Source organism: Maribacter arcticus (genome assembly GCF_900167935.1).
GTDB lineage: Bacteria > Bacteroidota > Bacteroidia > Flavobacteriales > Flavobacteriaceae > Maribacter > Maribacter arcticus.
In genome coordinates, this window is record NZ_FUYL01000002.1 from 310,330 (window position 1) to 334,657 (window position 24,328).

22 protein-coding genes are annotated in these 24,328 nt (G+C 34.7%); 16 read left to right on the forward strand and 6 right to left on the reverse strand.

The features are described 5' to 3' along the window. Positions 1–24 precede the first annotated feature (24 nt). The 3 genes from B5X55_RS04210 to B5X55_RS04220 are packed head-to-tail and all read right to left on the reverse strand — an operon-like array spanning position 25 to position 3,024. Positions 25–759: a metallophosphoesterase family protein gene (locus B5X55_RS04210; protein ID WP_079511355.1), complete on the reverse strand. Its 735-nt coding sequence runs from the start codon at positions 757–759 to the stop codon at positions 25–27. Next, complete coding sequence (locus B5X55_RS04215) at positions 756–1,838, reverse strand: TFIIB-type zinc ribbon-containing protein (RefSeq protein WP_079511356.1); 1,083 nt, start codon at positions 1,836–1,838, stop codon at positions 756–758. The genes B5X55_RS04210 and B5X55_RS04215 overlap by 4 nt, the downstream gene beginning before the upstream one ends. A gap of 52 nt (positions 1,839–1,890) precedes the next feature. Then, positions 1,891–3,024, reverse strand: coding sequence for an SPFH domain-containing protein (locus tag B5X55_RS04220; RefSeq protein WP_079511357.1), 1,134 nt, complete (start codon positions 3,022–3,024; stop codon positions 1,891–1,893). Between the two features lie 184 nt (positions 3,025–3,208). Between B5X55_RS04220 and B5X55_RS04225 the strand changes: the two genes are divergently transcribed. Together B5X55_RS04225 and B5X55_RS04230 are read left to right on the forward strand one after the other, a co-directional pair. After that, the gene (locus tag B5X55_RS04225; protein ID WP_079511358.1) at positions 3,209–4,153 is read left to right on the forward strand and encodes a carbohydrate kinase family protein; all 945 of its coding nucleotides are present in this window, start codon (positions 3,209–3,211) and stop codon (positions 4,151–4,153) included. Position 4,154: 1 nt separating this feature from the next. After that, positions 4,155–6,095 (forward strand): alpha-amylase family protein, encoded by a 1,941-nt coding sequence (locus B5X55_RS04230; RefSeq protein WP_079511359.1) that lies wholly within the window; start codon positions 4,155–4,157, stop codon positions 6,093–6,095. Here the strand turns inward: B5X55_RS04230 and B5X55_RS04235 are convergent. The 3 genes from B5X55_RS04235 to B5X55_RS04245 are packed head-to-tail and all read right to left on the reverse strand — an operon-like array spanning position 6,092 to position 8,912. Continuing rightward, positions 6,092–7,228: an ATP-binding protein gene (locus B5X55_RS04235; protein WP_079511360.1), complete on the reverse strand. Its 1,137-nt coding sequence runs from the start codon at positions 7,226–7,228 to the stop codon at positions 6,092–6,094. The two genes, B5X55_RS04230 and B5X55_RS04235, sit on opposite strands and share 4 nt — an antisense overlap. A 43-nt stretch (positions 7,229–7,271) precedes the next feature. Next, positions 7,272–8,024 (reverse strand): SDR family NAD(P)-dependent oxidoreductase, encoded by a 753-nt coding sequence (locus B5X55_RS04240; RefSeq protein ID WP_079511361.1) that lies wholly within the window; start codon positions 8,022–8,024, stop codon positions 7,272–7,274. A 12-nt stretch (positions 8,025–8,036) separates the two neighbouring features. After that, positions 8,037–8,912 carry an aldo/keto reductase gene (locus tag B5X55_RS04245; protein ID WP_079511362.1) on the reverse strand — a complete coding sequence of 292 codons (876 nt, stop codon included), beginning with the start codon at positions 8,910–8,912 and terminating at the stop codon, positions 8,037–8,039. Positions 8,913–9,071: 159 nt separating this feature from the next. Here B5X55_RS04245 and B5X55_RS04250 point away from each other — a divergent pair, with 159 nt between their 5' ends. The 14 genes from B5X55_RS04250 (at position 9,072) to B5X55_RS04315 (ending at position 24,311) form a co-directional block, all read left to right on the forward strand. Continuing rightward, on the forward strand, positions 9,072–10,073 hold the full coding sequence (locus B5X55_RS04250; RefSeq protein WP_079511363.1) for an AAA family ATPase: 1,002 nt from the start codon (positions 9,072–9,074) through the stop codon (positions 10,071–10,073). Between the two features lie 100 nt (positions 10,074–10,173). After that, positions 10,174–11,040 carry a DUF58 domain-containing protein gene (locus tag B5X55_RS04255; RefSeq protein WP_079511364.1) on the forward strand — a complete coding sequence of 289 codons (867 nt, stop codon included), beginning with the start codon at positions 10,174–10,176 and terminating at the stop codon, positions 11,038–11,040. 8 nt (positions 11,041–11,048) lie between these two features. Next, the gene (locus tag B5X55_RS04260; RefSeq protein WP_394332830.1) at positions 11,049–12,707 is read left to right on the forward strand and encodes a hypothetical protein; all 1,659 of its coding nucleotides are present in this window, start codon (positions 11,049–11,051) and stop codon (positions 12,705–12,707) included. Beyond that, positions 12,708–13,706, forward strand: coding sequence for a vWA domain-containing protein (locus tag B5X55_RS04265; RefSeq protein WP_079511366.1), 999 nt, complete (start codon positions 12,708–12,710; stop codon positions 13,704–13,706). Position 13,707: 1 nt separating this feature from the next. Beyond that, entirely contained in the window at positions 13,708–14,754 is a 1,047-nt protein-coding gene (locus B5X55_RS04270) for a VWA domain-containing protein (RefSeq protein ID WP_079511367.1), read from the forward strand. After that, a complete protein-coding gene (locus B5X55_RS04275) occupies positions 14,735–15,589 on the forward strand; it encodes a tetratricopeptide repeat protein (protein ID WP_143814398.1) in 855 nt (284 codons plus the stop codon). The genes B5X55_RS04270 and B5X55_RS04275 overlap by 20 nt, the downstream gene beginning before the upstream one ends. 59 nt (positions 15,590–15,648) lie before the next feature. Beyond that, positions 15,649–17,373, forward strand: coding sequence for a BatD family protein (locus B5X55_RS04280; protein ID WP_079511368.1), 1,725 nt, complete (start codon positions 15,649–15,651; stop codon positions 17,371–17,373). A gap of 2 nt (positions 17,374–17,375) precedes the next feature. Next, complete coding sequence (locus B5X55_RS04285) at positions 17,376–18,137, forward strand: tetratricopeptide repeat protein (protein WP_079511369.1); 762 nt, start codon at positions 17,376–17,378, stop codon at positions 18,135–18,137. A 57-nt stretch (positions 18,138–18,194) separates the two neighbouring features. Beyond that, complete coding sequence (locus B5X55_RS04290; protein WP_079511370.1) at positions 18,195–18,491, forward strand: hypothetical protein; 297 nt, start codon at positions 18,195–18,197, stop codon at positions 18,489–18,491. Positions 18,492–18,563: 72 nt separating this feature from the next. Beyond that, entirely contained in the window at positions 18,564–20,156 is a 1,593-nt protein-coding gene (locus tag B5X55_RS04295; protein ID WP_079511371.1) for a SulP family inorganic anion transporter, read from the forward strand. 30 nt (positions 20,157–20,186) lie between these two features. Next, positions 20,187–21,005 (forward strand): universal stress protein, encoded by an 819-nt coding sequence (locus tag B5X55_RS04300; protein ID WP_079511372.1) that lies wholly within the window; start codon positions 20,187–20,189, stop codon positions 21,003–21,005. Positions 21,006–21,029: 24 nt separating this feature from the next. After that, on the forward strand, positions 21,030–21,656 hold the full coding sequence (locus B5X55_RS04305; RefSeq protein WP_079511373.1) for a carbonic anhydrase family protein: 627 nt from the start codon (positions 21,030–21,032) through the stop codon (positions 21,654–21,656). Positions 21,657–21,755: 99 nt separating this feature from the next. After that, positions 21,756–22,382: a carbonic anhydrase gene (locus tag B5X55_RS04310; protein WP_079511374.1), complete on the forward strand. Its 627-nt coding sequence runs from the start codon at positions 21,756–21,758 to the stop codon at positions 22,380–22,382. A 54-nt stretch (positions 22,383–22,436) separates the two neighbouring features. Continuing rightward, a complete protein-coding gene (locus B5X55_RS04315) occupies positions 22,437–24,311 on the forward strand; it encodes a SulP family inorganic anion transporter (RefSeq protein WP_079511375.1) in 1,875 nt (624 codons plus the stop codon). Positions 24,312–24,328 lie beyond the last annotated feature (17 nt).

Sequence of the window (24,328 nt, forward strand, 5' to 3'; positions counted from 1 at the left end):
TTTTATGTAAAGTTAATGGTTTTCTTAATTTCTGCCCTTTTCATTGGGATAAAACGTATAAACTGGCTCGCTTTGCCAATATTTTTTAGTGTTTATATCAAATACCGTTAATGGACCTTTAAAGGCTGCCCCAGTATCAATATTCCAAACATTTGCCGCATTTTGCGGAGTAGTCTTTCCTATTCGGGTTACTGGCGTATGCCCAATATAAATCTCTGAATAATTTTTAAGCCTTCTAGGGTAATGTATATGCTCTTTGTCTAATTCTTTATTTAATGAAAGAGCCAACTCCCAAAGAGTACGATCCCAATAAAAGGTCTTTTTAAAATATTCGAATTCTATTCCTTTTAAATTAGTAAAACCAGCGTGTAAAAACAGTCTATTTTCTGAATCTAGATGATAATTCTCTAAGTTTTCATAAAACTTGAGATGCATATTTTTGGCTTCTTCAGTGATGTTAGCATAAGAATTCACTGTTGCTTCACCACCATGCATAAACCAAGTTGGGTTGTCAGCTGCACCCGTTAACCATTCATAACAGAGTTCATCGTGGTTTCCTCTTAGAAATACACAATTATATTTTTCCTTAAGTTGTAGTAGATAGTTTATAGTTTCAACAGCCTCACTCCATCCATCAATATAATCTCCTAAAAAAACTAAAGTGTCTTTATCAGTAATCGTCGCTTTTTGAATTACTTGCTTTAAAGCTTTTAATCCAGAATGTATATCACCTACGACCAGCGTTCTTTTTAAACTCATTTAGCAAAAATCGCAAATACTGCTATGACCACAAGAATAAAAAGCACTAAAAAGAAGATTTTCCAAAAAGAATATGGTCTATTTCCACTTAAAACACCTGTTTGACCATTAATATAGAAGTTGAATTCTTTACCATCATATCTATATGAACTAAGATAGATTGGAAGCAAGATATGTTTGAATTTTTCATCTGATAATTTAATATCAGCATTCGCTATTCTTTGGGTATCGCCGCCAATATCTCTCCGAATCCAATTATAGGCAATATTTTTAGCCTCTTGAAAAGATTTATGATGCCCTTCTTTTAATGAAACGGAATATTTTTCGGTTACAAAACCAGAAAGGTATTTTGAATTAAAAACAACCAAATCTTTAAGATTCCAGAATGCTACTTTAGTCGGAATTTCTTTTCGTTTCCTTTCTGAAGCATTTATAAGAATATCATCTACAAAACCTTCAATATTACCAGAAGTATAGGTCCATTTTGTTTTTCTAACTTGTCTTGTGCGTTTACCCTTATCGCTATTATAAGTTTGTGTTTCGTAATAATAATCGCCGCGTTGCCCTTGATAAGACGCTCTAAGGTTAGAGTCAAAGGTCCAGTAAGGCAAATAAAGTCCATGCAGCCCCTCTGCGTCAAGGGCAGCTTTTTTAAGATTGTCAGGTGCAAACCATATTTTGTTAACCCAATCTTTGAAAATGGACTGAGCTTTTCTTGAGTCGAGTTGAAAAGGCACTAATGCTCCAGGCAAAATCCATCCTTCTTTTTCAATATCTTCTCGAATTAATGGTTCGCTACAATAGACACAATTAAGCGATTTGTAATTTTCTTCTACATGTTGATTGGCACCACAATTTTTACAATGTAACAGCTCAATAGTTTCCGTATAGGCATTCTCACCAACAATTTTTAAGTAATGTTCTAGCTCTAGTTCCTCAAAACTACTTTTAGATTGTTCAATGAATTCTTCATATCCGCAATACTCACATGTAAGTTGATGTGAGCCCGGTTTAAATCTTAACTCGGCACCACAATTGGCACATGCTTTTTTATATTCCGATTTTTGAATATCGTCCATAACGCGTATCCCTTACAATAAAAGGGCATGTTTATCTGCTTTTAGCTTAAGGTTATGCCGTTGGTAATGGTGGCGGAGTATTTCCTCCTAAGAAGGATTTTAATTCTTCTATTTCCTTTAATTCCGTCCAACTGGCCATACCTTGTTTCCAAATTAATGAGTCTCTATTAATTGTTCTACTAGCGAACAATTCTTTCAATTTCTCAAATGAAACTGGCCCCGTTTGTTGACCATTAACCGCATAAAAATAGCTTACTTGAATAGGCATTGGTGGTGGAGCCTGTGACTGTGTTGCTTTAGCACCGAATGGCTGTGTACCAGGCTGACCCATCATACCTCCCATTTGTTGTGCCAATACAAAGCCCATACCCATACCCATACCTGCACCAGCTGTGCCACCTTCATTTTTAGCAGCTAACTCCATTGCTTTAGCAGCTTTAAATTGTGCTAGCTTTGCCATGTCTAACTTATCTAATCGACTATATTCAAAAATTTCCTTCTTCAATTCTTCTGGCATCGATACATTTTCGATGTAGAATTTTTCTAATTCAATACCAACTCTATTAAACTCAGGTTGCATAACCACTTGGCATGTTTCTGAAAGCTCACTAGTGTTTGCCGCATACAACTCAATTGGCAAATTGGCTTCGCCTACCGTATCGGTAAAGCGAGTAACAATTAAACTTTTTAAGTGTTCGTTAATTTCATAATTAGTAAAATTACCGTCAGTACCTACTACATCTATAATAAATTTACCTGGATCACTAATTCTAAAGCTATAGGTTCCAAAAGCTCGTATTTCAACCAACCCAAACCTATCGTCGCTTAACATAAATGGGTTTTTTGTCCCCCATTTCTCATCGGTAAACAAGCGGGTATTTACAAAATAAACCTCAGCCTTAAACGGACTGTCGAATCCGTATTTCCACCCTTTTAAGGTAGTTAGAATAGGAAGGTTTTTAGTGTTTAAGGTATAGGTGCCAGGTTTAAAAACATCTGCCAATTGCCCTTCATTAATAAAAACTGCAGTTTGCCCTTCACGAACTATTAACTGTGCGTTATTTTTAATCTCGTTTTGGTAGCGCTCAAAACGATGTACGATGGTTTCGTTATTGGTATCGAGCCATTCGATTATATCAATAAACTCATGACTTAGTTTCTTTTTAATTTCGTCAAATATGCTCATAGTCAGAATGTTTTTTTAAATATGCAATTCAAGATATGGAATTCATGCTCAGACCCAAAAAAAGAAGCGTTTTAATTCTAAAAAATAGCCTCTCAACTACCAAAATTTAATAATTCCTTAAGATTATTTAGGAAGTAGCAACAAATTCTAATTAACTTAGAATTTCTAATTTTCATTTAGATTTATGAAAAAAATATTTTGCATTGGCGAATTGTTAATTGATTTTGTTGCTGAAAACCAAGGCAAAGATTTAACAAAAGCAAAGGAATTTTCAAAAAAAGCAGGCGGTGCGCCAGCAAACGTATCGTGTGCCATTAGTAAGTTAGGCGGTGACAGTGTCTTTATTGGCTGTGTAGGCAACGATCCTTTCGGTACTTTTTTATTACGGATTTTAGAAACTGAAAAAGTAGATATTTCGTTAGCACAAAAATCTGATACATTTACCACATTAGCCTTTGTTTCTTTAGATGAAGACGGTGAACGCGATTTTGTATTTAGCCGTGGGGCAGATAGAGAACTTACCTATGATTCTTCTTATAAATCTTATTTTGAAAATAATATCCTGCATTTTGGTGCTGCTACCGCTCTTTTAGGGGGCCCTTTAGAGGAAGCCTATAGTAGATATTTATTTGATGGACTGACCAAACATGCTTTTATCAGTTTTGACCCAAATTATAGAGTAGACCTGTGGAAAAATAAAGTTGATAGTTTTAAACGTAAATGTGAATCTTTCATTGAAAAATCACATTTGTGTAAATTTAGTTTAGAAGAAGCTCAGCTTCTGTCAGGCAAAAAAGATGTAAAAGAAGCATGTGAAGTACTTCATGAAATAGGTACTGAAATAATCGTTATTACTCTTGGTAGTGAAGGAACATGGTTAAGTACTAAAAAATTTCAAAAAACAATACCAAGTATTAAAGTCACTCCTATAGACACTACTGGCGCAGGCGATGCATTTATAGGGTGTCTATTGCAACAAATTGCCAAACATTCTAGTATTGATGCATTATTGGCAGATGAAAGCATTCTTACCAATATGGTAGCTAGGGCGAACAAAGCTGGTGCTATAACCACAACTAATTTTGGCGCCATTGAATCGTTACCTACATTACAACAATTAGATTCTTAAAATGAACCAAGCTGAACTACACCGCTTATTGGCCTCAAAAAGTCAAAAGAAAAAAGGCGCGTTACCGTTAAAATCTTTATACGACCAAAGATTGTCTACCAATCTTTCACTTATTAAGACGCAGTTTTTTTCTTTATACAAAGACACTGAACATAAAGCATATTTTTTTAAGCTTTTAGACCAATTAGACTATCTTTTTAAAGAACGCCCTACAGAATTAAAAAAGCAGGACATAGAGCGTTTAAATTCTGGAAACTGGTATCAAAGTGAGAAAATGGTGGGTATGCAGCTATATGTAGACCGGTTTAATAAAGACATTAATGGTCTAAAAGAAAAATTGCCATACTTTGAAAATCTTGGAATCAATTTTCTGCACTTAATGCCAATTACCACAAGACCTTTAGGGGAAAATGATGGTGGCTATGCGGTAAATAGCTATCATGAAATTGATAGTCAATATGGCACTAAGGATGACTTTCTTACTTTGACCAAAAAAGCTAGGGAGAAAAAAATATTTTTAATGCTAGATTTTGTCGTTAACCATACTTCCGATGAATTTGAATGGGCCCAGAAAGCAAAAAGTGGAAGCCTGCATCATCAAAATTATTATTACACTTATTCTGACCGCCTTATACCAGATGAGTTCGAGAAAACATTACCAGAAATATTCCCTCAGACGGCACCAGGTAATTTTACCTATAATGAGGAAATGGAAAAATGGGTAATGACCTGTTTCAATAATTACCAGTGGGATTTAAACTATAGAAATCCTGAAGTGTTTATTGAAATGTTAAGCAATTTAATGGCCTTGGCTAATTTAGGGGTAGATGTTATCCGTTTTGACGCCCTAGCATTTTTATGGAAAAAATTAGGGACGCTTTCACAAAACCTACCGGAAGCCCATACTCTTATTTCTCTCTTCAGAATGTGCCTACAAGTTATTGCGCCAGGGGTTATTTTATTGGCTGAGGCAATTGTAGCTCCTAGAAATATTATTAAATATTTTGGAGAAGATATGATAGAGGGTAATGAATGTGAAGTTGCCTACAATGCCTCTTTAATGGCTTTGTTATGGAATTCAATTGCAACCAAAAAAGCCTCTTTAATGCTAATGAGCTTGAATGAAATCCCTAATAAGCCTGACGATGCTACTTGGATTAATTATATACGTTGCCATGATGATATAGGCCTTGGTTATGATGATGATTTTGTACGGGCTATGGGTTCAGACCCTACTGCCCATAAACAATTTATACTAAGTTATTATACTGGTAAATTAGAATGGTCACCGGCCAAAGGATTAATGTTTATGTACAATCCCAAAAACGGAGATGGTAGAATTACGGGTAGTGCAGCCTCATTATTAGGGCTGGAAACTGCATTGGAACTGAAGAATAAAAATATTATTGATTATGCCATTGCAAAAATTCTAATGATGCACGGTATCATCTTGACCTATGGAGGAATACCTATGATATATGCCGGTGATGAAATTGGTACACTGAATGACTATACCTACGAGCAAAACGATGACCATGTAAATGACAATCGCTGGGTCAATAGACCTATGCACAATTGGAATGTTGTTTCTGAATTAAAAAAAATAGATGATAGCCCTTCTGCGATTATTTATCAGGGTCTAAAAAATATGATTCGCTTACGAAAAGAGCATGACATTTTTCAAGATTTAAACGATGTAAAAATACATGGTTGCCCTAATCAACATATTTTTGTTTTTCAAAGAACCAATGGAACCGAAAACATTTGGGTATTATCTAACTTTAATGAGGTTACGGAAAAAATAGATATTGGTTGGCTACTTTCAATCGGAATTTTTACTGGTAAAAATTCGGTTGATTTACTAACAGGAAATTCCTTTGAACTTATTCATAATGAACTGCCTTTGAAACCTTTTCAACAGCTTTGGATAACTAACAATTAACTATACTTCACCTTTCTAAGAACTCGAAGCGCCTCTTTCAACGAAGCATTAATGCCTGGATATTTAGATTTTAAGATTTGTCTTGCTCTTTCCATTTCCTCTTTAGCATCCTCAAATCCGTTTAAGTAACAAATGAGATAAGAATCTGCCAAATATTTTAAGCTTCTAACCTCAGCTGGTATTAAAGCTGTACTACTACCCGTTTTTACTACCAAAGCATTATTGTTTGCGTATATTTTTTCTAGTTTTTTTCTATTATATTTTGGCGGATTAAATAGTAAATCACTATTAATTTGATACGTGCCGTTTTCACTAAAATTGATAACCACTTTTTCTAAAGGATAATACTTTTGCTTAGCCCCCAAACCTAGTTCTACAAACTCTATTATAGTGAAAGAATCATCATTAATACTAATCTTAATTTCGTCTAAGTTTGAATAAAACAATTTCACTTGTTCATTGATCAATTCAATATCTACCCTATAATAATATGTTTCACCATTGACTACTTTTCTATTGCCAGCCCAACAGACCACAAATTGTTCTTTAAACACTTTATAATCACTTTCTAAATCTTTGTGCCGATAGTTTAAAAAGTCAATAACACCATCTAAAGTGAGCTCTATATTATTCTTAGCATGTTGTTCTATAGTGGCCACAGCATCGACATTAATACTCTTCAATTCAATATCGTAGGCTTTTGGCAAACTAATGCTGCCTTCTCTAAAGAAAACTGAACCACCATAATATTTCCAAATGTTCTTTCTTAATGAACATAATTTTCCAATAGACTTTATGGTTACTAGACCAACGACCTTACCATCTGGTAAATTTGGAAATGGAATATTCTCATAAGATATACGAGGAGGATTATTTAAATAAGCATTGACTAAATTTTGAATCTTGCTATCATCAAAAAAATCAACCCCTACTATTATATTATCCTCATCTTCAACACCAACAACAATAAATGAATTGTTTGAAGGGTTACTATTGGCCAATGCACAAACATGTTTTAAAAATTTCGCCTTCCCCTCCTTTTCACCAATATTAATGAAGCGCTTTTTATCGTAAAAACTATTCTCGTCGTTATGTGCGAGTAAGTTTTTTACCAATAAGCGTTTATTAATCATTTTATAAGTGTTTGACTATTATCGTTTGCTGAATTCAAAAGGATTAGGATTTGTTTACAATAGTTGAAGATGCCTGAGCGGTAGGCATAACTACTAAATCAGCAATATTTACATGATAGGGCCTAGTAACTACAAAGTGAATTATTTCTGCTATATCTTCTGGTTTTAGTGGCTCAAAACCTTTGTACACATTTTCTGCCCTGTTTTCATCACCTTTAAATCGAACATTACTAAACTCTGTTTCCACCAGGCCAGGGTTTACGGCACCCACGCGTATACCGAACGGGTTTAAGTCTATTCGCATTCCTTGGTTTATAGCATCTACGGCATGTTTACTGGCACAATACACATTACCTTTTGGGTAAACCTCTTTACCTGCAGTAGATCCAATATTTATGATATGGCCCGATTTCCGTTCAACCATTTGTGGTATTAAAGCTTTCGATACATATAACAAACCTTTCACATTAATATCTAGCATGGCATCCCAGTCATCAATACTACCCTCTTGAATGGTATCTAAACCGTGCGCGTTACCTGCATTATTTATTAAAATATCAATTTTAGCAAAGTCTTTTGGTAATGAGGAAATCGCTTTTTGCACCGAATCTTTATCTCGAATATCAAAATTTAAGGTGTGAACATTCACCTCCTTACTTAGTTCTTCTTTTAGGACATCTAGTCTCTCTTGACGTCTGCCACACAAAACCAAATTTATACCGTTTAAGGCAAAATTAATTGCAGTGGCTTTACCTATACCGCTTGTAGCTCCTGTTATAAATGCTGTTTTTTTCATTTTCTTTTTAATTTAAGCAACCTCGTTTCCTTCATTTGCCTCTAAAAGCGCAAACCAATCTTGTAATTCCATTTCAATATTAACGGCATCCATTGCCAACTTTAATCTTTTCGGCGTTGCTGTGCCAACCACAGGATGAATCTTAGATGGATGTTTTAATATCCAAGCTAGTAATAATTGGTCTTCGGTTGCATTATATTTCTTGGTTAAATCGCTCAGAACATTCTTTATCCTCTTGTTTGCTTGAGATTCTTCCCTAAAATAATTACCAAGCGGACTCCAGCTCATTGCCAAACGTTCATTAATAATACAATCGTCTAAGGTACCATCGTTCATTACCTCATTAGATGATAATGAATATTCTACTTGATTGGCATCGACCTTAGTTTCCTTTTCTATTAACTTAATTTGTGAAGGCGTGAAATTTGACACTCCAAATTGTTTGATTTTTCCCTCTTTCTTCAATTTACTTATAGCCGCTGCTATTTCTGACGGATTCATTAAAGGACTAGGTCTATGCAATAAGAGCATATCTAAATACTCAGTCCGTAGCATTTTCAAAGATCTTTCTACTGACCAAATGATATAATCTTTATTGTAATCGTAATGCTTTACTTTATTTGATCTTTCTTCTGCATCGAACTGAATGCCACATTTACTTATTATTTGAATATTTTTTCTTTTGATAGAGCTTTCCGTAAATGCTTTACCGAATTGTTCTTCCGTGGTATAATCGCCATAAATATCTGCATGATCGAATGTCGTGATATTATTTTCTAAGCAATGATTCATCAGTTCAATCATTTCTTTGGTGGAATGTTTTTTTCCCCATTTACCCCAGGTCATAGTACCAGCGATAATTCTCGAATATTTCAATGTATTGTTCATAGGTTAATGAATTTAAAAAGAATTCCCTTAAAAGCTTCATAAAAATAAGGGGTTTTCGCATTTTTTAACCTATCATTAACAGCTACTGACTGAATAAATTTTCAATTTGCATGACTGTTAAAATTAGAAGCGTTAACAATCAATAATATATAGTTTTAAATGGAAGAAAATACCTCAATTGACATTAGTGCCGTAAATGAGAAAATAGCTCAAGAAAGTGCTTTTATCGATTTATTGATGCTTGAAATGAATAAGGTAATTGTAGGCCAGAAATATATGGTCGAAAGATTATTAATTGGTCTCTTAGGACAAGGACATATTTTATTGGAAGGTGTTCCGGGTTTAGCAAAAACACTAGCGATCAACACTCTTTCAAAAGCAGTTAAAGGAAGTTTTAGCAGAATTCAGTTCACTCCAGATTTATTACCTGCTGATGTTGTAGGAACAATGATTTATAACATGAAGTTGAATGACTTTTCTATAAAGAAAGGTCCTATTTTCGCCAATTTTGTTTTAGCTGATGAGATAAACCGTGCTCCTGCAAAAGTACAGTCTGCTCTTTTAGAGGCGATGCAAGAAAAACAAGTGACTATTGGTGATGAAACTTTTATTCTAGACAAGCCCTTTTTAGTAATGGCCACTCAAAACCCTGTTGAACAAGAAGGAACATATCCACTTCCTGAAGCACAGGTCGACCGTTTTATGCTGAAGACAGTTATCGATTATCCGAAAATCAACGAGGAACAATTGATTATGCGTCAGAATTTATTAGGCAACTATGAAACGGTAAATGCCGTAGTATCCATAGAACAAATACTAAGTGCTCAAAAAGCTGTTCGCGAAGTTTATATGGACGAGAAAATTGAAAAATACATTCTTGATCTTGTTTTCGCTACTAGATATCCTGAAAAATACAATTTAGAAAGCTTAAAGCCTCTAATTAGTTTTGGTGCTTCACCAAGGGGAAGTATCAATTTAGGTATCGCTGCTAAATGTTATGCCTTTATAAAAAGAAGGGGTTATGTAGTACCAGAAGATGTTCGTGCTATTGTACACGATGTTCTTAGGCATAGAATTGGAATTACTTACGAGGCAGAAGCCGAAAATATCACCTCTGTAGATATTATAAATAAAATCGTAAACGAGATAGAAGTACCATAAAGTTAATTTTCAGTAATCAGTTAGCAATTGACAATTCTATTTCAATTGCATAATTTTCAATGCTGATTTCTTAAAAATCAACTCCTGTTTTAAAAACAAAATGGATACCAAAGAGCTACTCAAAAAAGTACGGAAAATAGAGATTAAGACGCGACGTCTATCTGACCATATATTTGGTGGGGAATATCACTCTACCTTTAAAGGTAGGGGTATGACATTTAGTGAAGTACGACAGTATCAATTTGGTGACGATGTTAGAAACATTGACTGGAACGTTACCGCTCGTTACAATGAACCTTTCATAAAGGTTTTTGAAGAAGAACGAGAACTCACCATGATGCTCATGGTCGATATAAGTGGTTCAGAACTTTTTGGAACTACCAATCAATTTAAAAACGAAATTGTTACCGAAATATCGGCAACTTTAGCATTTAGTGCTTTAAAGAATAATGATAAAGTCGGCATCATATTATTCTCTGATCAGATTGAACTTTTTATACCACCAAAAAAAGGTAAAACACACGCTTTACGCATAATACGTGAGTTGTTAGAATTTAAACCTAAAAGCAATAAAACAGATATTGCACAGGCATTGAAATTCTTGAGCAGCGTAATGAAAAAGAAAGCTATTGTTTTTGTGCTTTCTGATTTTATTGATGATGGTTATGAAAAAACACTGAAAATTACAGGCAGTAAACATGACCTAACAGGAATACGAGTTTTCGATGAACGTGAAGAGTCAATACCTAATCTAGGTATGATACAAGTTGAAGATGCTGAAACCGGAAAATTACAATTGGTAAATACCCAATCTAAAAAAGTACGAAATGCCTATGCAGAATTTCATAGAGAACGAGTTACGTATTTTAAAGAATCGTTTACTAAATCTGGCTGTGGAACATTAGATTGTAGGGTTGACGAAAGTTATGTGAAAAAATTATTGGGTTATTTTAAAAGAAGAGGTTGATACGAATGATGTATAATACGTGTATAATTAAAAAAGGCATTTCGAACTTACGGCGAAGCATGCCTATGTTCGTATTTCTTCTTTTCATCATTCAAGGTTTTGCTCAAGAGAGACCCACTGTAAGTACTGAAATAGACACCACATATATTAAAATTGGTGAACAAGTACATTGGACAGTGACCGTTGATATTGACACCACATCTACAGTTATTTTTCCTGAAGGACAAACTTTTTCTCCGTTAGAAACTGTAGAAGCGTTTGCGACCGATACCACTAGGAAAAAGGACCGCTTAACATTACAAAAAATATACGCACTTACTCAATTCGATTCTGGGGCATATAAATTACCCTCTCAACGAATTGAAATAAACGGAATGGGTTTCATGACCGATTCTATGTTGATTAATGTAGCTACTATTCCTGTAGATACTTTGAATCAAAAAATGTACGACATTAAACCGCTGATTAATGTTGAGAAAAGCAATATCGAATTTTGGAAATATATACTCATTGGCATTTTGGTTCTACTTGTATTTGGAGCGCTTTTCTACTGGTTAGTATTGCGCAAAAAACCATTAACAGAAGAGGAGAAAGTAGCTCTTCTGCCACCTTATGATAGAGCGTTATTAGAACTAAAACGTTTAGAAAATTCTAAATATTTAATTCAAGACGAGTATAAACAATATTACTCTGAGCTTACTTCTATTGTTCGTTCTTATTTAGAGGAAGACGCACATGTTTCAGCTTTAGAAAGTACTACAGGTCAGTTAATTGAAAAATTAGAGCTTTTAAAAGATGCAGGTGAGTTGAAATTGGACGATGATACCATTAAACAATTTCAACAAATATTACAAACGGCCGATTTAGTGAAATTTGCTAAAAATAAGCCTTCGACTTTAGTGGCCGAGCAAGACAGAAAACTCGTAGAACAAATTGTGGTTAAAACCCATGACGCCCTCCCAGAACCTACCGAAGATGAATTGTTAGAGCAAGCTGAATACCAAGAGGAACTTGAGCGTAAAGCGAAAAAGAAGAAGATAATGGTTGCCATTGTTTCTGTTGTAGCCATTATTCTTATAGGCACCACTATAGCTGGTGTAAAATATGGCTTTGGCTATTTAAAAGATTCTGTTTTCGGACATCCAACTAAAGAATTATTAGAAGGAGAATGGGTGCGTAGTAATTACGGTTTTCCACCAGTTCAATTAGAGACACCACAGGTTTTAGTGCGACAAGAAGTTAAGCTGCCACCAGAAGCAAAAGCAGCAATTGCAGACATACAAGCATTTGGGTATACCAGTCCTATAGGTCTTTTTAGCTTAGGTACTACTTCGATTACTCTAAACCAACAAGATGCTGAACCTGATTTCGAAAAAACGATTGAACAGATATTGTCCAATTTTGAAGGTCAAGGAGCAAAAAATATTATCACTAAACAAGAAGAGTTCTCCACAATTAGTGGTGTAAAAGGGGTTAAGGTTTATGGCAGCGGTGAGTTTCTAATACCTAATTCTAAAGAATTGATTGATGGGAAGTACACCGTATTACTTTTTGGTGGCAAAGGTTTTCAACAATATGTTATTCTTACCTGGTTAGAAGATGACACATATGCCCAAGAAATAGTTGACCGAATTTTGGCATCGGTAGAAGTTAAAACAGAATCATAAATGTTCGAGAATATATCATTTGCAAATCCTGATTTCTTTTGGCTGTTATTAATACTGCCATTAGCTATTGTGTGGTATATCTTTAAACAAAAGGAAGAGACTGCTTCGCTTCGTATTTCTAGTGCAAAAGGTTTTAGCTATAAAAGCATTTTGCCAAAATTAAAACCTGGTCTTTTTATACTAAGACTATTAGCTCTTGGCGCTATTATTATTGCTATGGCAAGACCGCAAACAGAAGATATTTCTACTAGAACCAAAACAACTAAAGGTATTGATATCGTTATAGCTATTGATGTGTCTTCTAGTATGCTAGCACGAGACCTTAAGCCAAACAGGCTATCTGCCCTTAAAGATGTTGCGGCAGATTTTATCAAGAAAAGACCAAATGACCGGATTGGACTTGTTGTTTATGCAGCTGAAAGTTATACCAAAACACCGGTTACCACTGACAAATCAATTGTACTAAACGCCCTTTCTGAGATTACTTATGGTCAATTGGAAGATGGTACTGCCATTGGTATGGGGTTAGCTACCTCAGTAAACAGACTTAAAGAAAGTACCGCAAAAAGTAAAATTATCATTTTGTTGACCGATGGTGTTAACAATTCTGGTTTTATAGAACCTCAAACAGCTTCTGACTTAGCTATTGAATATGGCATAAAAACCTACACTATTGGTTTAGGCACAAATGGTAATGCACTATCACCTATCTCCTATAATGCAGATGGTTCCTTTAGGTATGGTATGCGCCAAGTTGAAATAGATGAAGAATTATTAAAAGATATAGCACTGGCTACCGGCGGTAGATATTTTAGAGCTACGGATAATGAGTCGTTAGAAGAAATCTATGACGAAATCAATAAATTGGAAAAAACGGAGATAGAAGAATTCAAATATTACCGATATGAAGAGAAATTTAGACCATGGGTTTTATTGGCAGGTGCGCTCCTATTAGTAGAATGGATTTTAAGAAACACGCTTTTTAGAAGTTTTGTATAATATGGTACAGTTAGACGAAAAAATATATTTCTACTTGCTTATTATCATTCCGGTGATAGTGATCCTGTTTCTATTGGTTTTAATATGGAAAAAAAGTACACGAAAGAAATTTGCAAACACCGAGCTATTAAAAAGGTTGACGCCTAATCGTTCTTCCAACAAGGGTGTCATAAAGCTTATTGTATTCATTCTTGGATTGGCCCTATTGATTGTTGGCTTGGTAAACCCTAAGATTGGTACAAAATTAGAAACCGTAAAAAGAGAAGGGGTAGATATTGTTTTTGCAGTGGATGTTTCTAAAAGTATGCTGGCAGAGGACATTGCTCCAAATAGAATTGAAAAGGCAAAAAGATTAGTATCAGAAATTATAAATCAATTGGCAAGCGACCGTATTGGCATAATAGCTTACGCAGGTCAGGCCTATCCTCAATTACCCATAACTACAGATTATAGTGCTGCAAAGATGTTCTTACAGGGCATGAATACCGATATGCTAACATCACAAGGTACAGCTATCGACCAAGCCATTGAACTTGCAACGACCTATTATGATGATGCCGAACAAACCAATCGGGTATTGTTCATTATTTCTGATGGCGAGGACCATTCTGAAGGCTCTACATTAGATGCGGTAGAAGATGCTGTTGATGAAGGCATCACTATTTATACTATTGGAGTAGGAAAAGAAAAAGGAGCGCCTATTCCAATTAAAAGAAATGGAATATTAGAAAGTCTAAAAAAAGACAATCAAGGTGAAACCGTGATTACCAAACTAAATAAGGAGGTTCTTATTGATATTGCAAGTGAAGGTAATGGTCAGTATATTGATGGCTCAAACACAGATGCTGCTGTAGAAATTATTAAAAATGAATTGTTACAAATGGATAAAAAGGAATTTGAGGCCAAACAGTTCGCAGAATATAAAGACCAATTTCAATGGTTTATTGGAGCAGCATTGTTGCTTCTATTTTTAGATATTTTTATCTTGGACCGTAAGACCAAGTGGTTAAAGAATCTTAATTTGTTCAATGAGAAAAGACATGAATAAAATAGGCATAGTATTTTTATTCGCTTTTGTGTGCTTGTCTACTTTTGCACAAGAAGCTGACGTGAAAGAAAAAGAAAAGGCATTAAAATCTTCGACCAATCTGACATGGGATGGCAATAAAGCATTGTCTGAAGATAACTTTATCGCCGCTGAAGTAGATTATAGAAAGGCAATCGCAAAAAGTCCTGATAATAGCGTTGCTCCTTATAATTTAGGAAATGCCTATTATGCCAATGAAACGTATAATGAAGCTTTTGGCAGATTTAAAGAGGCTGGCGAGGCATCAACATCAAAAGAGGAAAAACATAAGGCCTATCATAATATGGGAAACGTTTTTATGAAGCGTAAAGATTACGCTAAAGCAGTAGAAGCGTACAAAGAAGCTTTAAGAAATGGCCCAACCGATGAAGAAACAAGATACAACCTTGCCTTGGCAAAAGAACTTTTGAAAAAAGACGAAGAGGAGAAAAAACAAAATCAAGACGATAAGGATAAAGACAAAGAGAAAAAAGACCAGGAGAAAAAAGACAAGGGAGAAAACGAGGATAAGAAAGATAAAGGAGACGAAGGTGAGAAGGGTGATGAAGGCGATCAAAATGAAGAGAAAAAAGACGAGAACAAAGAAGGTGAAGGCGATAATAAAGAAGATCAAAAGAAAAACCCTGAGCAAGGTGACAATCAACAAGAACAACAGCAACCTAGGCCCAATCAACTTTCAAAACAACAGGTTGAAAACTTGTTAAGAGCTATGCAAAATGCAGAAAAAAAGGTTCAAGACAAAATTGATGCCAAGAAAGTAAAAGGTGCTAAGATTAAAAATGAAAAAGATTGGTAGACTCAAAGTCCATAACTAAACTTACGTTAGTACTAACGGTATTTCTATCATCATTTTTGATGATGGCGCAAGATAATGATGCTGTAACTTTTGAAATGAAACTGAGCAAACCTAAGCTTGGTTTAAATGAAAGGCTTAGGGTAGACTTTGTCATGAACCGTGATGGTGATAATTTTAATCCGCCAGATTTTTCAGGGTTTAAAGTAATCATGGGGCCATCACAGTCAATCAGCTCATCATGGATTAATGGGGTTAGAAGTTATTCAAAATCTTACTCTTACACACTTTCACCAACCGCAAAAGGTAAATTCACCATTAAGCAGGCCACAATTGTTATTGGTGGCGAAACCTATAAATCGCTTGCAAGCGAAGTAGAGGTGACTGCTGCAGTAGATAAACCGAGTGATCAAATGACCGCAGATGATGTAGCTGATGAGAATCTACATTTAGTAGCAGAAATTTCTAAGACCGACCCGTTTTTGAACGAAGCTATTACGGTCATCTATAAATTATATGTGAGTCCAAATATTAGCGTATCCAATTATCAACCTTTAGACAATCCTACCTACAATAATTTCTGGAGTCAAGATATTAAAGTTTCTGCTCTAAGTGCCCAAAACGGAACTTATAAAGGCAAGCCTTATCGATATGTAATTTTAAAACGTGTTGTTCTCTACCCTCAAAAATCTGGAGAATTGGATATTGAACCTCTTTCTCTAGATGTTACAGTAGATGTGCCGACAGGAAGACGTGACTTTTTTGGACAAAGAATGTATGCCCAAACCAATAAAACAGTATCTGCTGGTAATAGAACTATTAACGTAAAGCCATTACCATTGGCTAACCAACCTTCTGATTTTAATGGAGCTGTAGGTGATTTTGATTTTGCCGTTACTACAAGTAAGAAAAGTTTAAATGCAACCGAATCTTTACAGGCAATCGTTGAAGTAAACGGAAAAGGAAACCTTAAACTTTTTAAACTTCCTGAACTTGAATTGCCAAGTGCTTTAGAAGTCTATGAGCCAGAATTTACTGAAGGGGTTAGAACTACACTGGCAGGTATGCAAGGTAAGGTCAGCAATCAATACACTATCGTACCGTCATTTAGAGGTAAATACCCAATAGCACCATTAAGTTTTAGCTTTTTCAATCCAACAACCGAAAAATATACAACATTAACTTCAGATGAAATTGTCATTAACGTTTTAGAGGGTCCGCTGAGTGCAGATAGTAATTCGGCAACTTCTACAAATAGCGCAAAACAATCTGTTGTAGCAAGTAAAAATCAGTTTAATTTCATAAAACTGACCCCGAACCTAACTAGCAAATCTGTTTCTTATTTTTTCGGCTCCACATCATTCTATCTTTGGTTATTATGTCCGCTTTTATTAATTCCTTTCGCCATTATATTTAGAAAGAAAAGAGATGCACTTGCTGGCGATTTAGCTGGCAATAAAATAAGAAGAGCAAATAAATTAGCAAGAAAATACCTTTCTGCAGCTAAAAAACAACTAGGTAATAAGGACTCTTTCTATGTTGCCTTAGAAAGGGCTTTACATAACTATTTGAAGGCAAAATTGAAGATTGAGACATCTGATTTCAGTAAAGATAAAATTGTCGAATTATTGAATAAAAAAGAAATAGAAACAAATACCATTCAAGGTTTTATAGCATTATTAGAAAATTGCGAAGCGGCTAGATATAGTCCTTTCTCTGATGTGCAAATGCAAGCTGATTATGAAACGGCAAGCGAGGTAATTTCCCAAATGGATAAACAATTATAAGCATGTTCAAAAAGCTAGCTATATTTTTTAGCCTTTTTACAGTTCTATTATGCACTGCTCAGAGCAATAAATTGTTCGACGAGGCAACATCTGCATATAATTCTGGTGAATATGAAAAAGCTATAGCCTTCTACACCGATATTCTAGATGATGGTGAGCACTCAGCTGCTGTCTATTACAACTTAGGCAACTCATATTACAAGCTCAACAATATAGCTGAGAGTATTTATTTTTATGAGAAAGCCTTATTGCTATCGCCAAATGATGAAGAAGTAAAAACCAATCTTAGCTATGCTCAGAATATGACTATAGATGCTATTGACACGATGCCTGAGACTGGATTATCTAAATTACACAAAAGTGTAACGGGTAAATTAACTTTCGACCAATGGGCTTATTTAGCTGTTGCCTTAATAATCATATTTGTTCTTTTGTACATTCTTTTTTATTATGCTAACTCATCTACTCTAAAACGATGGTCATTCATTGGCAGTATACTTGCCTTATTCATATGTATCATTGCAATAGTATTTGCATTTATACAGCGAAGTGATTTTAAAGATTTACAACCTGCCATAATTTTTGCAGAAGAAAGCTCCATAAAATCTGAGCCAAATGCTAGCAGTCAACAGGTTTTTGTAATACATGCCGGCACTAAAGTGAACGTTCTAGACCAATTAGATGAATGGAATAAGATAAAGCTGGCAGATGGTAAAACAGGATGGATTCAAAAAAATGAATTGAAATTGTTAAAGGATTTTTAGAAATTTGTTAACAGTATTTAAACGTTAGAATATTATCTTCGTCATTGATTGAAGTCAATGAAATATATAGCACGCATAACTTTATTACTATTATGGCTTTTTGCAGTTACTGCACCAAGCATAATCACGTTATGCGATATTGACAACCCTATTGTCGTGACTAACCTCAATGAGGAGGAACAACAAGAGTCAGGCAAAAAATCAATGGGTGAGGAAAAATTTGTCAAAGAAAATTCGCTAGATTTTTCAATGATTGCTCTTTATGAAAATACAATAAGACTAAACCACCACATTATTGGTTGTTTTGACCTTTCATTAGAAGTGTTATCTCCTCCTCCTGAACATTTAAGTTAGTCTTTACAGTTTTTTATTCAATTGACTAATCTGTCCTATTTAAAACAAATAGGACACAATCATTTAATTTACATGTTCAAACATATCAAAAGCGATATTCCAGCGAGTATCGTAGTATTTTTCGTTGCACTTCCCCTTTGTTTAGGTATTGCACTAGCAAGTGGGGCTCCATTATTTTCAGGTTTAATTGCAGGTATTATTGGAGGTATATTCGTAGGTGCCATGAGTGGCTCTAAAATAGGCGTAAGTGGACCGGCAGCAGGTTTAGCTGCAATTGTATTAACAGCTATTGGCACCTTAGGTGGTTATGAAAATTTCTTGGTAGCCGTGGTTTTAGGAGGCATAATTCAAATGATTTTCGGTTTCTTAAAAGCAGGAGTTATTGGTTATTATTTTCCATCTTCTGTAATTAAAGGAATGCTTACAGGAATAGGAATTATAATAATTCTTAAGCAAATACCACACTTTTTTGGTTATGACCCTGACCCAGAAGGTGATTGGGCATTTTTTCAAGTAGATGGCAAAAATACATTTACTGAAATTCTAGATACTGTAAATAACATAAGCCCAGGGGCTACCTTGGTAGCAATTATAGGTTTATCTATACTTTTATTATGGGATAAAGTCCTCTCCAAAAAAGGAAAAATTTTTCAATTGGTTCAAGGCCCATTGGTAGCGGTAGCTGTCGGTATTCTTTTCTTTATACTAACTCAAAATAGTGAAGTGTTAGCCATTTCTTCGGATCATTTGGTAAGTGTGCCTGTACCTGAAGATATAGACTCATTCATAGGTCAGTTTAGCTTCCCGAACTTCAGTGCTATTACAAACCCACAAATTTGGATTACTGCATTTACGATTGCTTTAGTGGCAAGTTTAGAAACATTATTATGTGTCGAAGCTACCGATAAGTTAGACCCACATAAAAATGTTACGCCAACTAATCGAGAGCTTTTAGCTCAAGGTGCAGGTAACATTATTTCAGGTATGATAGGTGGTTTGCCAATTACCCAAGTAATTGTTAGAAGTTCTGCAAATATTCAATCTAATGGTAGAACAAAACTTTCTGCAATTATTCACGGTTTTTTATTACTTATATCTGTAATTCTTATTCCTACCTTATTGAATATGATTCCTTTATCAGTTTTAGCAGCAATACTTTTCATTGTAGGTTTTAAATTAGCCAAACCTGCGCTTTTCGTGAAAATGTATCGCCTTGGCTGGAAACAATCTATCCCATTTTTTGTTACTGTATTCGGTATTGTTTTCACCGATTTATTGATTGGTATAAGTTTAGGTTTGGCAGTAGGGATCGTGGTTATTCTTTTAAAAAGCTATCAAAACTCACACTTTCTTCATATTGAAGATAAAAGTAACGGCAAACACAAAATAAAAATGACTTTAGCAGAAGAAGTGACTTTTTTCAATAAAGGTGCAATTTTGAAAGAGTTAGATAGTCTACCAAGAGATACATATTTAGAAATAGATATTTTAAAAACCAGATATTTAGATCATGACATTATCGAAATTTTAGATGACTTTAGCCTTAAAGCTAAAGAACGAAACATAGACATCAAGTTAGTATCAAAACGGGGTGTTGTAGAAAACCCACCAAGCTTTATCGGTTTCTTTGAAGAAAGACCAAAATCGAAATTAAGCTTAAGCTAAAACCATTATGGCTTATTTAAAATTTAAAAGATGAAAAAATATAATTATAAAATTGTAGTCTTCACCGATTTGAAAGAATCTTTGAGTAATACTTTGAAAAGCACTCTAAGTCTTGCTAAAATGATTAATGGTGAAATAGGGCTTTTCCATGTAAAAAAAGCATCAGATGTAGTTAATAAGGAAAATCAACTTTCTGCAATTAGATCTATCAACAGTGAATATCTTGAAATGGAAAATAGAATTAAATCTATTGTGGATGAATTCTCTAAAGATTTTGGCATGCCTATAACGTATTCATTTACTATAGGTAATCTTAAAAATGAAATAGCCCATTATATAAATGAGGAAAAACCTGATATAATTGTGCTTGGCAAGAAAAAAACCAAACTTTTCAATTTGGTAGGAGACAACCTTATTCAGTTTGTATTAGATCAATATGATGGTCCTATATTCTTAACTGATGAGAACAATATTCTAGAATTGAATAATGAATTGAGCCTTGGTGTATTAAATGGTGATGAGAAATCTTCAATTACAGGTTTTGTTCAAGACTTGCTTCTACACTCTCAAAAACCATTAACATCATTCAAAATTTCAAAAACCCCGAATGTTCCTAAAATAAACCAAGAATCTAAAAAAAGAAGTGAAATAGAATTTGTGTTTGAAGAAAATAATAATTCTATTCAAAACCTTTCAAATTATTTATCGATAAACCACATAAGCTTACTTTGCCTTAATAGAACAAATAAAAGAAGTAAAAACGATTCGATTACCTCAAAAATTAGTGATGTTATCGACACACTAAACGTTCCGCTTATTTTAATGGGACAATCTAATAATACATTATAAAATAATTATTTTAAATAAAAAATTATGAAAGCACATACAAAAGAGACACAAGCCACAATGACTCCTAATAAAGCATTGGACTTCTTAAAAGAAGGTAATCAACGTTTTCAAAATAATTTAAAAGCTAACCGAAATCTTTTAGAACAAGTTAATGATACAAGCGAAGGGCAATTTCCTTTCGCTACCATTTTAAGTTGTATCGACTCAAGGGTATCAGCTGAATTAGTTTTTGACCAAGGATTAGGTGATATTTTCAGTATTAGAATTGCAGGTAACTTTTCTAACGAAGATATTTTAGGCAGTATGGAATTTGGCTGTAAACTTGCCGGCACAAAATTGGTTGTCGTTCTAGGTCATACGAGCTGTGGAGCAATAAAAGGAGCCTGTGACCATGCCAGATTGGGTAATTTAACTGCCTTAATCAATAAGATAGAACCAGCAGTCGATGCCGTAACCGAGCCTAAAGATGAAAGTCAAAGAAATTCTCAAAATCTTGAGTTCGTTGATAAAGTTGCTGAAAAAAATGTGCTTTTAACAATCAATAATATTCGGCAACATAGCCCTGTTTTAGCAGAAATGGAAGATAATGGCGAAATTAAGATAGTTGGTGCAATGTATGACATATCTACTGGGGAAGTAGTTTTCTATTAATAGCTTGCTATAATTTATTTTAAAAAGGGCGGTTACGGTGTCGTCCTTTTTTACAGTATTAGTGTAGAATTAGCCCTACTTTGTAAAAAAATTCACACCATGAACTTAGATACTGTTTTTGAAAACAACGAAAAGTGGATTTCTGAAAAATTAAGAACAAGTCCAGATTATTTTAAAGAACTTGCCGAAGGTCAAAATCCTGAACTTTTATATATTGGTTGTTCAGATAGCAGGGTAACTGCAGAAGAAGTTATGGGTGCAAAACCAGGTGAAGTTTTTGTTCATAGAAATATTGCCAATATGGTAATCAGTATCGACCTAAATGTTTTATCTGTAGTAAAGTATGCTGTCGATTATTTGAAAGTAAAACATATTATTGTTTGTGGTCATTATGCATGTGGTGGAGTTAAAGCCGCTATGCAATCGGCAGATTTAGGGGTGTTAAATCCTTGGTTGCGAAATATACGTGATGTATATCGTTTGCATAAAGAGGAACTAAACGCCATTGAAAACGAAACAAAAAAATATGATAGGCTCGTAGAGTTGAATGTGAAAGAACAATGCGTAAACCTTATTAAAACTGCAACAGTACAAAAAGCATTTCGCGACCATGGATTAAAAGTACATGGATGGATATTTGACGTACATACTGGAAAATTAATAGACCTTAAAATAGACTTTGAAGGCTATCTTAAAAACATAATGGAAATCTATCATTTAGATTAACCAAAATTCCCCAGGTGTACCCTGAACTAATCGAATAGCACTAATTTTTATTTTATGAAGAAACTTTTCTCAAATTTCAAAGGAGATTTATTTGGTGGCATAACAGCAGGTATTGTTGCATTGCCGTTAGCACTTGCCTTTGGAGTAAGCTCAGGAATGGGGCCAAGCGCCGGATTATATGGAGCAATTTTCATTAGTTTTTTCGCGGCACTTTTTGGCGGCACAAATACTCAGATTTCAGGACCTACAGCTCCAATGACTGCTGTAAGCATGGTTGTTATTGCAGGTATAGTAGCAATAAATGATGGAAGTATCGAAAAAGCATTACCCGCTATTTTAATTGTATTCCTATTGGCCGGTTTAATGCAAATTGGACTTGGCCTAATTGGTGTTGGAAAATACATTCGATACATTCCTTACCCGGTTGTATCTGGTTTTATGACAGCTATTGGTGTAATTATTTTAGTGACACAAATTCTACCTGCAATTGGTTATTACCCAAAAGAAGATGCTGATTATGTAAACAAATATAAGCCTATGGCTGAAGAGATAATTTTAGATAATATCTTAAAAGAGGAGGCTGGTGAAGGTATTTTGGTATTAGAAGATTTTAAAGAGACCATAAAAAGAGCAGAACAGATTACAGAAGCCGACATGCTTAAAGAAGCACAAACACTCGCAAAATCTGAAGCTTCTGGGGTCATTGGAGCTATAAAAATATTTCCAAGGGCTTTAAAAAATATCAACTGGCTTGAATTAATTCTTGCATTATCTACGATTATTATTATCTATGGATTTAAACGCATTACCACAACTATACCTAGTGCATTGGTGGCTCTGGTAGCCGTTTCAGGTGTGGCTTATGGTTTTGGATTAGACTACAGACCAATAGAACAAATACCTAGCGGATTTCCATTACCTAATCTTGGTATTTTTACTCAATTTAAGCTGAGTTCGGTTACCCCCTATATTTTTACCGCTCTTACACTGGCACTTTTAGGTGCAATTGATTCTCTTCTAACTTCGGTAGTAGCAGATAACATGACCAAAACAAAACATCGACCTAACAAAGAATTAGTTGGACAAGGAATAGGTAATAGTATTGCAGCGATTTTTGGAGGTATCCCAGGAGCCGGAGCTACAATTAGAACTGTAGTAAATATTAATGCAGGGGGTAAAACTAAATTATCCGGTATGGTTGCCGGTTTATTATTGTTGATTGTATTATTAGCACTTGGCCCAGTTGCATCTCAAATTCCTGCTGCTGTACTTGCTGGTATTTTGGTTACAGTTGGTATCGGTGTTATGGACTATAAAGGCCTAAAGGCAATACCTAGTTTGCCGAAAGATTTGAGTTTAGGTCCTATAAAATTTAGCTCAGAGGTGGTAATCATGTTGGTTGTTCTTGTGCTCTCTTCCATATGGAATTTAGTATATGCCGTTGGTGTAGGCCTTGTGATAGCTTCATTGATGTTCATGAAAAAAATGGGTGATTTAACTGCAGAACGATCCGATGTTAAAACACTAGAAAAGGAAGTAAATTGGCCAGATGAGGCTGCTTTTCCTAAGAGTTTGCAAGAAGAAGTATTTATTAAACATTTGAAAGGACCTCTGTTTTTCGGATCTACAAGTGAATTTCAACAAATGGCAGACCAAATTCCTAGAACTGCCTCTACCGTAATCATTAGAATGGGTCGTATGCAATACATGGACCAATCTGGCCTTTATACGCTAGAAGATGTGTTGATCAGCCTTAGAAAATCTGGCATTAACGTATTGTTTGTAGAAGTTTTAAAACAACCTAGGTATATGATGGAGCGTGTTGGACTTATTCCTGATTTGATACCCGATGAGCATATCTTTGAGTCATTTGATGAATGTCTTACATGGGTGAAAGCGAATGTAAAAGATAAATACCCTTCGAACTAAACCATCAAAACCGATAA